The organism is Anaeromonas frigoriresistens (genome assembly GCF_016820655.1).
Lineage (GTDB): Bacteria > Bacillota > Clostridia > Tissierellales > SIT17 > Anaeromonas > Anaeromonas frigoriresistens.
This window is the reverse complement of the sequence record NZ_WSFT01000029.1, coordinates 44,378-57,962: the sequence shown is the minus strand read 5'-3', so window position 1 is coordinate 57,962 and position 13,585 is coordinate 44,378. Positions and strand designations below refer to the sequence as shown.

General features: G+C 29.2%; 18 protein-coding genes and 1 pseudogene. 2 read left to right on the top strand and 17 right to left on the bottom strand.

Annotated features, from left to right (window positions below):
- The first annotated feature begins 18 nt into the window (after positions 1-18).
- Positions 19-462: a hypothetical protein gene (locus GOQ27_RS07220; RefSeq protein WP_203366172.1), complete on the top strand. Its 444-nt coding sequence runs from the start codon at positions 19-21 to the stop codon at positions 460-462.
- A 38-nt stretch (positions 463-500) separates the two neighbouring features.
- Here the strand turns inward: GOQ27_RS07220 and GOQ27_RS07215 are convergent, their stop codons facing one another.
- The 5 genes from GOQ27_RS07215 to GOQ27_RS07195 all read right to left on the bottom strand — a co-directional run bounded on the left by GOQ27_RS07215 (position 501) and on the right by GOQ27_RS07195 (position 4,964).
- Positions 501-2,462, bottom strand: coding sequence for a copper-translocating P-type ATPase (locus GOQ27_RS07215; RefSeq protein ID WP_203366171.1), 1,962 nt, complete (start codon positions 2,460-2,462; stop codon positions 501-503).
- Between the two features lie 350 nt (positions 2,463-2,812).
- Entirely contained in the window at positions 2,813-3,262 is a 450-nt protein-coding gene (locus GOQ27_RS07210; protein ID WP_203366170.1) for a hypothetical protein, read from the bottom strand.
- Positions 3,263-3,419: 157 nt separating this feature from the next.
- On the bottom strand, positions 3,420-3,809 hold the full coding sequence (locus GOQ27_RS07205) for a DUF302 domain-containing protein (RefSeq protein ID WP_203366169.1): 390 nt from the start codon (positions 3,807-3,809) through the stop codon (positions 3,420-3,422).
- Positions 3,810-3,945: 136 nt separating this feature from the next.
- Entirely contained in the window at positions 3,946-4,521 is a 576-nt protein-coding gene (rbr, locus tag GOQ27_RS07200) for a rubrerythrin (protein ID WP_203366168.1), read from the bottom strand.
- Between the two features lie 32 nt (positions 4,522-4,553).
- Positions 4,554-4,964 (bottom strand): Fur family transcriptional regulator, encoded by a 411-nt coding sequence (locus GOQ27_RS07195; protein WP_203366167.1) that lies wholly within the window; start codon positions 4,962-4,964, stop codon positions 4,554-4,556.
- Positions 4,965-5,171: 207 nt separating this feature from the next.
- Between GOQ27_RS07195 and GOQ27_RS07190 the strand changes: the two genes are divergently transcribed.
- Complete coding sequence (locus GOQ27_RS07190; protein WP_203366166.1) at positions 5,172-5,660, top strand: hypothetical protein; 489 nt, start codon at positions 5,172-5,174, stop codon at positions 5,658-5,660.
- 47 nt (positions 5,661-5,707) lie between these two features.
- On the opposite strand, the gene GOQ27_RS07185 is transcribed toward GOQ27_RS07190, so the two are convergent.
- The 12 genes and pseudogenes from GOQ27_RS07185 to GOQ27_RS07130 form a co-directional block, all read right to left on the bottom strand.
- Entirely contained in the window at positions 5,708-6,238 is a 531-nt protein-coding gene (locus GOQ27_RS07185) for a GNAT family N-acetyltransferase (RefSeq protein WP_203366165.1), read from the bottom strand.
- 42 nt (positions 6,239-6,280) lie between these two features.
- Entirely contained in the window at positions 6,281-6,808 is a 528-nt protein-coding gene (locus GOQ27_RS07180; protein ID WP_203366164.1) for a GNAT family N-acetyltransferase, read from the bottom strand.
- Positions 6,809-6,937: 129 nt separating this feature from the next.
- Positions 6,938-7,948 carry a DUF4003 family protein gene (locus GOQ27_RS07175; RefSeq protein ID WP_203366163.1) on the bottom strand — a complete coding sequence of 337 codons (1,011 nt, stop codon included), beginning with the start codon at positions 7,946-7,948 and terminating at the stop codon, positions 6,938-6,940.
- Between the two features lie 55 nt (positions 7,949-8,003).
- Positions 8,004-8,183, bottom strand: a complete 180-nt coding sequence (locus tag GOQ27_RS07170; RefSeq protein WP_203366162.1) for a DUF6954 family protein — start codon at positions 8,181-8,183, stop codon at positions 8,004-8,006.
- Between the two features lie 131 nt (positions 8,184-8,314).
- Positions 8,315-9,478 carry an iron-containing alcohol dehydrogenase gene (locus tag GOQ27_RS07165; RefSeq protein ID WP_203366161.1) on the bottom strand — a complete coding sequence of 388 codons (1,164 nt, stop codon included), beginning with the start codon at positions 9,476-9,478 and terminating at the stop codon, positions 8,315-8,317.
- 236 nt (positions 9,479-9,714) lie between these two features.
- Positions 9,715-10,269, bottom strand: coding sequence for a replication-relaxation family protein (locus GOQ27_RS07160; protein ID WP_203366160.1), 555 nt, complete (start codon positions 10,267-10,269; stop codon positions 9,715-9,717).
- A pseudogene (locus GOQ27_RS07155) lies at positions 10,259-11,005 on the bottom strand (FtsK/SpoIIIE domain-containing protein); the annotation flags it as partial. The gene GOQ27_RS07160 and the pseudogene GOQ27_RS07155, both read right to left, overlap by 11 nt.
- A 273-nt stretch (positions 11,006-11,278) precedes the next feature.
- A complete protein-coding gene (locus GOQ27_RS07150; protein WP_203366159.1) occupies positions 11,279-11,479 on the bottom strand; it encodes a helix-turn-helix transcriptional regulator in 201 nt (66 codons plus the stop codon).
- A 73-nt stretch (positions 11,480-11,552) separates the two neighbouring features.
- Positions 11,553-12,596 (bottom strand): HNH endonuclease, encoded by a 1,044-nt coding sequence (locus GOQ27_RS07145; protein WP_203366158.1) that lies wholly within the window; start codon positions 12,594-12,596, stop codon positions 11,553-11,555.
- A 195-nt stretch (positions 12,597-12,791) separates the two neighbouring features.
- Positions 12,792-13,031 carry a LexA family protein gene (locus GOQ27_RS07140; RefSeq protein WP_203366157.1) on the bottom strand — a complete coding sequence of 80 codons (240 nt, stop codon included), beginning with the start codon at positions 13,029-13,031 and terminating at the stop codon, positions 12,792-12,794.
- Between the two features lie 13 nt (positions 13,032-13,044).
- Complete coding sequence (locus GOQ27_RS07135; RefSeq protein WP_203366156.1) at positions 13,045-13,326, bottom strand: hypothetical protein; 282 nt, start codon at positions 13,324-13,326, stop codon at positions 13,045-13,047.
- Complete coding sequence (locus GOQ27_RS07130) at positions 13,292-13,531, bottom strand: hypothetical protein (protein WP_203366155.1); 240 nt, start codon at positions 13,529-13,531, stop codon at positions 13,292-13,294. Before GOQ27_RS07130 ends, GOQ27_RS07135 begins: the two co-directional genes overlap by 35 nt.
- Between the last annotated feature and the right edge of the window lie 54 nt (positions 13,532-13,585).

Genomic DNA, 13,585 nt, shown 5'->3' with positions numbered 1-13,585 from the left:
TATAAAGGAGTAATAAATATGAAGAAAAAAGGTATCGTATTCTTTATTGTTGGTTTATTAGCAATAGGAGTTCTAAGCGGCTTTGTATATGGAGATGAAGAAAAAACATTAGCAAATAATATTATAAGCAATGAAAAAGTCGAAGAAAATCTGCAATCTAAAGATCAAAAGTCTAATTATAAAGATATGCTAAAAATTATGAGAAAAAATGGATATAAAGATGTAGCCAAAGCTCTAGAAAAGAAAAACTATGAAGTAGTAGATGATTTCATGAATAATTTAACTGATGAAGACTATGAGAAAATGACTCAAATCATGAAAGAAAGTGGCTATGAACATATGGCAAGTATGATGGAAACTATGGATAAAGATCAAATGATTGAGATGCATAATTCCATGGGTGGTGCTGAAGCTTGTCATGGAAATGATGAAAATACCTCTTCTATGATGAATAGTTTCTAATATAATACCCTCTGGAATAAATTCCAGAGGGTATTATATTAGTTTACTTTCAAAAGCTTGGCATTAATTGCTACTATCACTGTACTTAAGGACATTAGTATTGCTCCAACTGCTGGTGATATTACTATACCTACACTATAAAGTACTCCAGCTGCTAATGGGATGGCAATTACATTGTATCCAGTAGCCCATATAAGGTTCTGAATCATCTTCTTATAAGTAGCTTTACCAAATTTAATTAGAGACACTACATCTTGAGGATTACTATTGACTAGAATTATGTCGGCAGTTTCAGCAGCTACATCTGTTCCAGAGCCTATAGCGATACCTACATCGGCTTGAGCTAAAGCAGGTGCATCATTTACTCCATCTCCGGTCATGGCTACATACTTTTTATCTTCTTGTAATTCTTTTATTTTATCTTGTTTTTCATCCGGTAGAACCTCTGCAAAATAACCATCTAAATTTAACTCCTTTGATACCTGAGCAGCTGTTTTTTCATTATCTCCCGTTAACATCCAACATTTTATTCCTTGTTCTTTTAAGGATTCGATAGCTTCGTAGGATTCTTCTCTAATTTTATCAGCAAGACCTATAGCTGCGATTAACTCATCATTTACTAGTAAAAATACATTAGTAGATATATCATGATCTGGTAAATCAGAAGGAAGAGATATGTCATTATTTTTGAGATATCCAGGACTTACTACCATAACATCCTTATTCTCTATTTTCCCCTTTACACCTTTACCTTTCATAGCTTGAAAATCATTCATATCTAAAGGTTCTATATCCATTTCCTTAGCTTTTCTTATAATTCCAGTAGCAATGGGGTGTTCTGAGTTATTTTCTAAGGCTGACGCTAATTGAATAACTCTCTGTTCATCATAATTTTCATTAAATATTTCTATAAAATTTACACCAAACTCTCCTAGAGTTAATGTTCCTGTTTTATCAAATACGATAGTATCAATTTTTCTTGAATTCTCAAACGCTGTTCTATTTCTTATAAGCAGTCCATTTTTAGCCGACAAAGCTGTAGAAGTGGCAACTACTAGGGGAGTTGCTAGACCTAATGCATGAGGACAAGTAATTACCATTACAGTTGCCATTCTAGCAATCGCAAAAGTAAAACTTCTTCCTAAAAATAGCCAAACAATAAGGGTAGCAAAACCTAGTGTTAAAGCAATTATAGTAAGCCAAAAGGCTGCTCTATCTGCAAGGTTCTGAGTTTTTGATTTAGATTCTTGAGCTTGTTTTACCATATTAATTACCTTAGATAGATAAGAATCTTCTCCTAAATTTTCTACCTTTACCTCTAGAGAACCTTCACCATTAACTGAACCACCTATTAACTCATCACCCTTATTCTTCTCTACAGGTTTAGACTCTCCTGTTAACATGGATTCATTTATATAACTACTCCCTTTTACAATAGTTCCATCAGCGGGAATTTTTTCTCCCGGTTTTATTAATATTTTATCTCCTGAATTTAATTCCTTTACATCCACATCTACCACATCACCGTCTTTAAATAGATGGGCTTCATCTGGCATTAATTCCGCTAATTTATCAAGGGCTTTGGATGCACTTAATACAGATTTCATTTCGATCCAGTGTCCAAGTAACATTATGTCAACAAGGGTGGCTAACTCCCAAAAGAAGTCATTACCTTCCAACCCAAAGACCGTTGCACTACTATATAGATAGGCTACAGATATTGCCATAGCTATCAAGGTCATCATCCCGGGTTTCTTTATCTTGATCTCATCTATAAATCCTGTTAAAAATGGCCATCCTCCATAAAAATAAATAAAGGTAGCTAAAGCAAATAATATATATTTACTACCAGTAAAATCTACGCTTATATTTACCCACTCTTGAATCATAGGTGAAAGTATAAGTATTGGTATTGTAACAATCAATGAAATATAAAATCTTTTCTTAAAGTCTTCAATCATCATTTTGTGATGATCATGATGATCATTTTCACTATTCATTCAATCACACTCCTTAATATAAAAGTTTATAATAATTATAAAATATCTAATCATATCTTTTGTTTTTTATTCTTACTTTATGTAAATACTTCTATATAGGATTTTTACCCTTAGTTCCTTTGATATAAACAAATCAAGTTTGGAGCCCTTTGTACATATTTTTCAATTGAGTTTATCATACTATTCCATATAACTTTTATAAGTAGTGCATTGATGATATACATAAATTAAATAAAAATCACATGTACTCCCTAAATGAACAAACCAGTAAAGTAACTAGGGTTAAACATATAATTGAATTATAGCTTAGTTAAATTTAAAAAGATAGCTAATCGAATAATCTCGACTAACTATCTTTTTAGCTTAAATCTCTTAATTATTAATTTACTTACAAAGAAAATCACAGGAAAAAGTATAACAAGTTGGATCACTGGTATTAAGGCGACAGGCGTATTTGGAAATAAAGGCATCGTATCAGGATTATATCCCCATCTGTTAGTATGTAAAGCGTGAATCTCAAAATAGAAACTTAAAAACAATGCATATAATGTTGTTATAGCATAATCATGCTTCTTCCACTTACCTATAATCCAATTAATATCATTATTGATATAGGATAATATCCAATATAATATTATGCTCATATTCATATCACCAATGGTAGCACTCATCATCAATCTAGTATGACCAGTCACTTCACCCATAGTATAAAAGTAGCCGCATTGAACATATTCCCATACAAGCTGAAATAAGAATGCAACAATAGCTACTACAAGTGTATTACGTATAAAAGATTTCATAATTGCCTCCTCAATATATAATTCATTCATATTATATATTATAGTCTAACTAACAGTAAATTTATATGCATATCAAATATACTTATATAAATAAATATTTCTTATATACAAAAAGACAAGGCATTCTATAATAGAATGCCTTGTCTTTTTGTATATTTTAATTTGCAGCCCTATCTATGGCAGTCTTCAACTCTTTTTCTACTTCTGCTCCTATCTTAGATAATTCTTGATCATCCATAATATCAATTAACTCTGATGGTTTTAACATACCTATTTTTACAGAATCATCTTTTTCATAAATAACTATTTTACAAGGTAAAAAGTATCCAACTTCTAAATGTCTTTCAAGTACTTCCTTAGCCTGCTTTGGATTACATACCTCAAATATTTTAAAGTTATTATCAAACTCAAGTCCTTTTTCCTCTAACTTATCTTTAAAGTTTAATTCCCAAAGCACTCCAAAGTTATTATTACTTAAACTTTCTTTTAAGCTTTCTACTGCTTCACTAAATAACTTTTTTGTCTCTACTTCATATATCATTTTCATAATATATCTCCTTTCATAATTTAATATGCCATTACTTATAACTTACCCAAGTTTGATACATTAAATATCTATTCTAATAAATATATTTAAAAATCCACTCTCTAGTACTAGAGAGTGGATTTTTAAATAATTATCATTAATAGTTTGACTGTTTAATTTCGAAGTACGCTTCTGGATGTTTACACACTGGACATACTCCAGGAGCTTTTTCACCGGTATGCACATGACCGCATTTACGGCAATACCAGCTTTGCTCATTTTCTTTCTTAAATACTAACTCATTTTTAACATTATCGAGTAATTGCAAGTAACGCTCTTCATGATCTTTTTCTATTTCTGCTATTGTTTTAAATGCAAATGCTACTTTCTTAAATCCTTCTTCTTCTGCTATTTTTGCAAACTCAGGATATATAGAAACAAATTCTTCATTTTCTCCATCAGCTGCAGCTTTTAAGTTTTCAGCAGTCGTTCCTACTTTTCCTGCTGGATATGTAGCTGTTATTTCAACATCTCCACCTTCTAAGAAGCTAAAGAATATTTTTGCATGTTGATATTCATTTTCTGCTGTTTGTAAAAAGAAATCTGCTATTTGCTCATATCCCTCTTTCTTTGCTTGCTTTGCAAACATTGTGTAACGATTTCTTGCTTGAGATTCCCCAGCAAATGCTTTAAGTAAATTTTGTTCTGTCTTAGTTCCTTTTAAACTTGCCATATTAATACTTCTCCCCTTTATTATTATATTATTTAAATACTTTTAAGGCATCTTTTACACTTACCTTTAAAGTATAAATGTCTTTGATTAATTTCAAATCCTTCTAAAATATCTTCTTTTAATTGTACCTTCTCAACCTGAAAGTCATATACTTCTCCACATTTGTTGCATTTAAAATGGCCATGAAAAGTAGTATCTGCATCATATCTTGTTTCATTCTCCTCTATTGTTATCATAGTAAGAATGTTTTTTTCCATAAACAAATTAAATGTATTATATACTGTTGTTTTAGATAGTGTAGGTATTTCATCAATTAAATCATTATATATTTTCTCTACTGTAGGGTGATTTTTATTCTCTACTAAATATTCATATATTTTAATTCTTTGCAATGAAGGCTTTATTCCATGTTCTTTTAAATATTCACTTACGTTATTTTTCATAATTAACTGGATAAGTTCTCCTTCATCTCCTTTAATATTTTATAATTGTAATATGTAATGATTTTAAGTTTGTAATGATTACAATCTAATCATAATAAAAATTATGACACTTGTCAAGTATTTATTAATTTTTTTTCTTAAGTTACCTAATTATATAGAGATGCATACTTTATAGTAGATAAATAAATATATATGGAGGTATAAACTATGGCATTATTTAAATCTTTCTCTGGGATAATTACCAATATTGATCATTTATGGAGAGGTAGTACAGATAGAATTGGATGTACAAAATTAGTTTCTGTAGAAAATAGAGATGAAGGAATAGTAAATTTTGTAGTTACACCGGATACTTACTTTGTAGATGGAGTAATGATAAAAGAAGGAGATTTTGTGACTGGATTTTACGATGCATTGGCACCTACTCCTCTTATTTTTCCACCTCAATTACGAGCAATTGTTATGACAAAAGTTTCTGAGTATCAAAATGTGAAGGTAGACTATTTTGATACCCAATTAATTAGTAGCGATGGAACTCTAAAATTAAATTTATCACCCTTAACTCCTGTTCTATTGGAAAATGGCCAGCCTTTTATTACCATTCCTAGAAATAGAAACCTAGTAGTTGTGTATGGACCTACCACTAGAAGTATCCCTGCACAGACTACACCCTACAAAATTATTGTATTATGTTAAATTTCAGTCTATAAAGCACTCCAAGGTTAAAATAATTCCTAATTGAATTATAGTTCAAACTCTAATTGAAAATCCCTTGGATCGCTTTCATAGAATTCTCTATTAACCTCTTCAGCTTCTTGACATCCTATTGCAAAGTAAAATGCAATTGTTTCTTCAGCTGAACCAGCACAAATATATAGTTTGTCTACATTCCATTCTTTTACTCTATTTGCTGATTTAAAGAATAATTCTTTACCTATTCCTTTTCCTCTATACTCCAGTGTAATAAAAAGTTGATCTAATAAAACATGTTTATACTTTTCTCCAAAGATCTCAGATTTTACTGTTACAAACCCTATTAATTTATCATTTTCAAACGCGCCAATTGCAATTCCACCATTTATTATAGTGTCCTTTAAATTAGTAAAATGTTCTTCGTATCCATTAGGCCAATCAGTTTCATGATAATCAATTTCCACTAATTGTCTTTTCCCATCTACCTCTCTCCATGCCTTTCCAATATACTGATATGGATTCATTTCATTAATCTTCTCACACTCGGTTAACTCTAAGTTTCTATAGATAATATCTGACATATATTTGCCCCCTATTTTTATAATATAGTTAATATCATAGAATTAATTTAAGTCTAATACCATATGAATATCCTCTGGTTCCAAGTCATATAATTCTTTAATAATTTCATCTGTTAACTTTGCTCCTACTCTAGAGTAGAAATCCACTGTATTTCTAAAGGGTGTTGCAGAAATATACAAGCTTTTTGCTCCTAAGTCTTTTGCTTTTCTAGATATTTTATTCATGAGGCATTTACCTATCCCTTTATTTCTATAAGTACTACTTACATAGAGCATATCAAGCTTAAGTTGGTCATTATTCTTACCAATAGCCTTACTATCTAAAGCTACTAATCCTACAATTTTATCATTATCAAATGCTCCTAGAACTGTTCCATTTCTATCATAGATATCATATAATCTACTAATGAAACTATTAAGTTCATCTAAGTCCCATCCTTGAATATCATAAAATTCATCTACGAGACTAAGTCTATTATTTTTACAATAATAAACCTCTTTAACCACTTCTGATCTTTCAATCTCTCTTAGTAAAGTAAGTTCTTCTCTTTTAAGTTCTCTATACTCCATATCCTTTCTTCCCCCTTATAACTAATATATTATTCTATTTATTTTTATGAATCCCTTCTTTTATCAAGCATATATAATAGACCTCTTAAAAAGAGGTCTATTGTATAATTAACTTATTTAGTTATCTAATTAACTTCCTGCAGATGCTGTAGCAGCATTAGCCGATGCGGCAGCTGAAGTTGCTGCAATAAGAGCAGCTGTTTGCGCTGCTATCATTGTTTCAATAGAAATTCCAATTCCTGTTTGAAGCAATTCATTACTTTGACTTAGCTTCTCAATATATTTATTTGAAACAATAGCAGTGGCTGCTAATACATTCATGTCTTTATAAGTCCATTTAAAGTTTTTATTAGATTTTAGATATCTAACAACTTCTACAACTTCCTCAACTGCTTCTTCACTATGCTCTCCTAATATAGATAAAAATCCTAATATACCATAGTAGGTAGATGATACATGAAATTTATCTTGTTTTAGTCGGTCATAAATACTTCTTGTTTTCTGAGCTTTCATTTGTACAGATTTAGTAGGCGCAAAAGTTAATAAATGAGATAGAAATTGCAAACCATTGCTTCTACTAAATCCTTCTCTATGTAAAGTATCATAATTATGCTCTATTTCAGATATAAGTGCATCATTATTCTCTTTCTTCTCTGACAATAATATTGCAATAGGATAATCATCAGTACCAGTTAGCCAAAAGTGATTTTTTTTCATTCCTTTATATAATTCCATTGATCTTTCAATTCTCTCATCTATATAATCACCCTCACTAGTAAGTAATAGAGCATAGGATGCAATAGATAGGTAAGAAGATTTCTTAAACCCTCTTTCTTTCATTTTCTCATCATATTCTTTCAGTTTAATAAAAGCCTCTTTAGGCTCATCAAATTTAGTGATTAATAATGAAGCTATAGAGTACATGTTATGTCCTCTATAGTAAGAAAATAATCCAGAATTTTTCTTAATATACTTTACCATATCATCAAATTCATCTTTCTTAAATGATTTATTACTAATAACATATACTAAAGCTATAAAGCGTAGTGATAAATCCCCAACTGACCATTTATAGTGTTTTTTCAATGTGGCAAAAGTCTCAATAAATACATCAACCTTTACCTTCAAGTTATTTTCCACTTAATATACCTCCTTAAATATAATCTATAGTACTATTATATCAAGTATTAATATCTTATTTATCTATTATCTTACGAAATACAACTGTTACTACTGCATACAGACCAATAACTATTAATAAAGTAATAATTCTTTCATTCATTGATCCATCAGCTAAAAGTACAGGTCCTAATCCGAAAAATGTTATTAAAATATATAATAGTATGAGTATAAGATAAATTATCCATTTTTTCATTTGGAGTATCTCCTTTATTTTAATATATAAAAATTAATCTATTATATTTATATTATATATCATATCTCATTAAAAGTTAATTTTTAAAAAAGCTAGGATCATTTCCTAGCTTCAGTGAATATATTATAAAATTAAAGTGCTGATTTATATATACTTAGCACATCTTCTGCTTCTAAAGGTTTAAATCTTCCAAGGGTTCCTCTTGAAGTAGCTCCTTTAGCCATCTGTTCTAACTTTTCTTCTCCAATTCCAACTTCTTCTAATCTAGAAGGCATACCCAGAGAATTGAAATATTCTCTTGTTTTATTAATAGAACTTTTAGCAATTTCATATTTATCATTATCTGAATCTATATCCCATACATTCACTCCATACTCTACAAATTTATCTACCGTATCATCGTTTAAAGCATATTCCATCCAATAAGGGAATAAAATCGCCAGTCCAACTCCATGGGTAATATCATAATAAGCACTTAGCTCATGTTCTATCTCATGGGCACTCCACTCAGTTTCCTTACCATAACCTAAAAGACCATTTATAGCAAGACTTCCAGCCCACATCAAATTAGCTCTTGCTTCATAATCATTAGGTTCATCCATGGCTCTTTTACCATAATTTATACAAGTTTTAAGAACTGCCTCTGCCATTCTATTTTGTAGATAAGCTTCCTTTGTATTACTAAAATATACTTCGAACACATGACTCATTATATCTACTGTTCCTGCTGCTGTTTGTTCTTTAGGAACAGTAAATGTATAGGTAGGATCTAATATAGAAAACTTAGGAGCTATATTTGGGTGACCAGTGCCTAATTTTTCACTAGTTTCAGGATTTGTAATTACTGCCCCTGCATCCATCTCAGAACCAGTAGCGGCTAATGTAAGTATTGTTGCAATTGGAAGAGCTTTACCTATTTTCCTTGGATCAACCACAATATCCCATGGGTCATTATCATAATAATATCCTGCTGCTATAATCTTCGAACAATCAATTACACTTCCACCACCTACAGCCAAAACTAAATCTATTTTATTCTCACGACATATTTCAATTCCTTTTCTTACACTTGATATCCTTGGATTAGGCTTTACACCTGATAATTCCCACGATTCTATTTTATTTTTATTCAAACTCTCTATAACTTCCTCATATAATCCACTTTTTTTTATACTACCTCCACCATAAACTAATAAGACCTTATTACCATACTGTTTAATATTATCTGCTAACAATTCTATTTTATTTTTCCCAAAAAATACTTTTGTAGGGATTGAATAATTAAAATTCAACATTCTATCTACTCCTTTTTTCAAAATTGTATTTAATTAATACTATCAATCTTCTTAATCTATAATATACCCTTTTATAATAATTAAATTGACTTTTTCACTTTTTTCTAATTATTCTACATATCATTACTAAATGAATCTAGGATAATAAGTAGAAACTACTGACAATGGTTCAAGCTAAGGGTATCCTCACTGACATAGGTACAGAGGAATATGTACATATAGGTTATCAATAGAGACTATGAAGGAATTATATCCTGGATATTATTAAGATCCTCTGATATTTTTATTATTTTAAAATCCTGATTATCAGGCATCTTTTTATTACTTATCACTATTAATTTAGGAAATACAGGGAAGTACTTTTTATATTTCTCAGATAGATATAATTTCCTATACTTATCTATATCTACTGGAATATTAGATATTTGTACTTCTATAAATGCTATATATTTTTTACTCCTATACCTATAGATCATCAATCCATCTGCTCTTAAATTTTCTATAGTAACTTCCTTATCATAATATTCTATATCTACATATTTACTAACCTTTTGATAAAACTCAACTAATAATAGACAGTGATTCAGTTGTTTAGGTTTCTTTAAATAATAGAGATATTGATTAGTAAAGTGATCTCTATCTCTTTTAAGAACCTTATCTTCTGTTAACCTCTTTAATCTATTTTGAGCTACTCTTAGAGAGGGGTAAAATAATTCAGCTACTATATTTGTTGTGGCTACATTAAATTTTTCAATAAATTCTATAACTTTTCTATCTCTATCAGTTACCATTGAAATCACCTATAGTGAAATCTTTAGGCAATTCCCCAGTATTTTTAGGTTTATTTTCTTCCTTTTTATTAATATATGTATGCTTAATTAAATCTCTAGCAGTTCCTGAGGAGATATTCATACTTTGGAATTCTATCTCCTTATCAAATTTATATATCCCATGGCCCATACCTTTTAATTCTTCCAGTCCCGAATGATCTATTATTATTCTACTGTTTATTTCATTCATAGTTTTTAATCCAATAACTGAAGGTACATTAGCTTTTATTCTTCCATTTAGAACTTTAGCATCTGGTCTTTGAGTGGAAATAATTAAATGTATTCCACATGCTCTAGCCTTAGCTGCAAGAGTCTCTAATATCTGTATACTATCTTTTTCATTTTGTAAATCTGCAAATTCATCAATAATTATAATCTTATATTTCATTTTAGATCTGTATTTCTTATTATATTCCTGGATATCTACACAATCATTTTTAAAGAACTTATCATAACGATCATCAACTTCTATAATTAATTTATTTAGTATCTTTTCAGCATCCTCTATAGTCCTAGAGAAAGATTTTACATATTTACTCTTCCTAAATACATTAAATTCAGCTCCATTTTTTAAATCGATTAGATGTAATTCATATCTATTGTACTTTCCATTTAGTATTAGGTTGGTGATTATACTTCTTAGTAATGTAGACTTCCCTGATCCAGTCTCACCAGCAATTAATAAATGTACCCCTTTTACTAGATCTAATAATTGTAATCCATTTAATGTATAACCACTGAACTCATTCCTATTTCAAATAATCCACCCTTCTCCTTCTTCATATACATCCTCCCTCTTATATAATTCAAATGTACAACCTTAACATAAGTTATATAGCTATATTTTCATACGTTCTGTACGAATAGAGTAACGTATAATATAACGAATACCCTAACGTATAGTTTATATATATGCCTAAGTGGTTTATTTATTGCCTGTCCTAAAAAAAATAATAAAAAAATACCTAGATTAATCTAGGTATACAATATCTTTTATATCCATATTTAATTTATCTGATATCTTTAATAAAATTTCTAAGGAAGGTTGCCTTTCATTTCTTTCATATCGGTTATATTGGTATTGACTTAACTCCAAAAACTCAGCAAAATCTTTCTGGAACTTATATCCCTTTTGTAACCTTATCTCTTCTAATCTGTTTTTTACCCCCATAATATCCCTCCATTTTATGTATTATTATATGTATAAGACAGATAGTTGGTTTTCCCTTTGATTTTTATATGATTCACACTTTTATTAGTATATTATAATTATGATAATTAACATAACTTTTATCAACCTTATGTTTCAAAGTCAAGCTTAATGTATTTATGTTGTTTTTAGCATCAATATGAATAACCTTTTTATTCTCTATATTAATAGTTATTGCCCCTCTATCAAATAGCTTATGATGATTCGGGCAAAGAACTAACATATTTTCAAGAATATCAGGGCCATTACATGACAGTGGTTTAATATGATGCACTTCTGAGTAATAGATATCATTTCCTAGACTAAGTTTAATTCCACACACTTGACACGAATTATTATATATCTCTTTTAAATAATTTACGATAACATAATCACGTCTTGTAACATTTATTATTTGTTGTCTTTTTTTTGATAACTTGTCCTGTTTTTTATATTCATATAAATCTTCATAATTACTTGGTTTATAATTTCTCCTTAAACTCTCTCTCGTTAACTTTACAATGTCTCGTCTGTTTTTATATGCAAATCTATAATAATCTTCAATATCAAATTCTCTTCCTATCATTTTCAGATCATCAATTACTTCTCTCACTTCATTTTCACACTGTGCGGTACTTAATAAGATATAATACATAATGAAGGGCTCTAATCCACTTTGTTTTACTTCATCTAAAATCTTTCTTGCATTATCATATGAGTCTTGTACCCATAGTAATCTAGCGTATATTGCCGGAACGGTTTCTATATTGTTTATTTCCATATCATTAATAATTTGTCTAACCTGAAAACTATTTTCAGCAGTATTCACAAAATTCAAGTAGTTTTCTATATCTATATTCACCCTCTTTTTCTTCATGGCTGAGATTATTGTTTTAGCATCATCGTATGATTCTACTAATGCCAACATCCAGTTATATTTTTTTTTTCCTAATGTAAAACCCAATGACTGTAAATATTCAGCAATATCTAATACTTCTTCAAAAGTCTCAGTCAGACTTATCAAATAAATAAACATCTTTAGATTTGGCTTATTACCTGACCTTATAGTTTTATCTATGTAATTTTTTATTTCTTTCAAATCAGACTCCTCCTAAAAATATAGTTAACTTGTCAGTTATATATTTTACTTATTGAAAAAGTTAGTATCTTAATATCTTTTATAGAGTTACATATTAATTTCAATTTGAAACTTGATTTTCCCTTTTAATTTTCTAAATTATCTAGAATTTATTATATAATTCTATTAATAAAAGAGCAGGATTAATATCCTGGTTTAATTATTGATTAACTTCAATGCCATTTGTCCTCTTTCAGTAATCACAAGTGATCTCCCTGAAGCTTCTACCTTACTAAGACACCCTTTTTCTTCTAATTTCTTAATATAAGTATGAACTGAACTTGAAGACTTTAATCCAACCTTTTCTCCAATTTCCCTAACAGTAGGACTATATTTATTTTCTTTTATTAGATCATCTATCCCTTTTAATACTACTAATTGTTTTTTAGTAAGCATAATTTATCCCCCTCTATATCTTGTATAAATACCATTCCATTTTATCTCCTATGTAATGTAATTCATAAACTCTTAGTGTATTATTAATATTTGACTGACATCTATATGTATGTATAATCCGACCACAATGTTTAATCTTATCTGAAAATTGAAGAGTATCTACTTTGATTTTGATCTCTTCATCTCCATTATCAAACTTAAATTTCCATGGCCGGATAGTTCCATCTTTATTAAATATAGCAATCATATCAACTGATTTATTAATAACTCTCATGTTTTCCACTTCTACTTTCATTAATTATAGTCATGTTCATTGCTGCTAATATATTTTCTTTTTTGAAAGTTCTTATAGCTTGTTTATCTATATCTAAAGCTTTAATAATACCTTTATCTATTTTTAATACCTGTATTCTTCTTTGTGTTATCTCTAATCCTTTCATATACATAATAGAAATTATTTTATGATTTTGAAGAGAATACTTTAATTCATGATCAACCATAATATCACCCCGAACATATATTTTTATTAAATTATATCAGAACAAACGTTCGGT

What these genes read in the sequence shown, in the direction of transcription:
- GOQ27_RS07180 (WP_203366164.1), bottom strand. Translation starts at nt 6,808, where the DNA reads ATGGAGTATAGAGAACTTAAAAGAGAAGAACTTACTTTACTAAGAGAG.
- GOQ27_RS07135 (WP_203366156.1), bottom strand. Translation starts at nt 13,326, where the DNA reads ATGAAAGTAGAAGTGGAAAACATGAGAGTTATTAATAAATCAGTTGAT.
- GOQ27_RS07195 (WP_203366167.1), bottom strand. Translation starts at nt 4,964, where the DNA reads ATGAAAAATAACGTAAGTGAATATTTAAAAGAACATGGAATAAAGCCT.
- GOQ27_RS07165 (WP_203366161.1), bottom strand. Translation starts at nt 9,478, where the DNA reads ATGTTGAATTTTAATTATTCAATCCCTACAAAAGTATTTTTTGGGAAA.
- GOQ27_RS07190 (WP_203366166.1), top strand. Translation starts at nt 5,172, where the DNA reads ATGGCATTATTTAAATCTTTCTCTGGGATAATTACCAATATTGATCAT.
- GOQ27_RS07130 (WP_203366155.1), bottom strand. Translation starts at nt 13,531, where the DNA reads ATGGTTGATCATGAATTAAAGTATTCTCTTCAAAATCATAAAATAATT.
- GOQ27_RS07205 (WP_203366169.1), bottom strand. Translation starts at nt 3,809, where the DNA reads ATGAAAATGATATATGAAGTAGAGACAAAAAAGTTATTTAGTGAAGCA.
- GOQ27_RS07185 (WP_203366165.1), bottom strand. Translation starts at nt 6,238, where the DNA reads ATGTCAGATATTATCTATAGAAACTTAGAGTTAACCGAGTGTGAGAAG.
- GOQ27_RS07150 (WP_203366159.1), bottom strand. Translation starts at nt 11,479, where the DNA reads ATGGGGGTAAAAAACAGATTAGAAGAGATAAGGTTACAAAAGGGATAT.
- GOQ27_RS07215 (WP_203366171.1), bottom strand. Translation starts at nt 2,462, where the DNA reads ATGAATAGTGAAAATGATCATCATGATCATCACAAAATGATGATTGAA.
- GOQ27_RS07220 (WP_203366172.1), top strand. Translation starts at nt 19, where the DNA reads ATGAAGAAAAAAGGTATCGTATTCTTTATTGTTGGTTTATTAGCAATA.
- GOQ27_RS07160 (WP_203366160.1), bottom strand. Translation starts at nt 10,269, where the DNA reads ATGGTAACTGATAGAGATAGAAAAGTTATAGAATTTATTGAAAAATTT.
- GOQ27_RS07140 (WP_203366157.1), bottom strand. Translation starts at nt 13,031, where the DNA reads ATGCTTACTAAAAAACAATTAGTAGTATTAAAAGGGATAGATGATCTA.
- rbr (WP_203366168.1), bottom strand. Translation starts at nt 4,521, where the DNA reads ATGGCAAGTTTAAAAGGAACTAAGACAGAACAAAATTTACTTAAAGCA.
- GOQ27_RS07210 (WP_203366170.1), bottom strand. Translation starts at nt 3,262, where the DNA reads ATGAAATCTTTTATACGTAATACACTTGTAGTAGCTATTGTTGCATTC.
- GOQ27_RS07170 (WP_203366162.1), bottom strand. Translation starts at nt 8,183, where the DNA reads ATGAAAAAATGGATAATTTATCTTATACTCATACTATTATATATTTTA.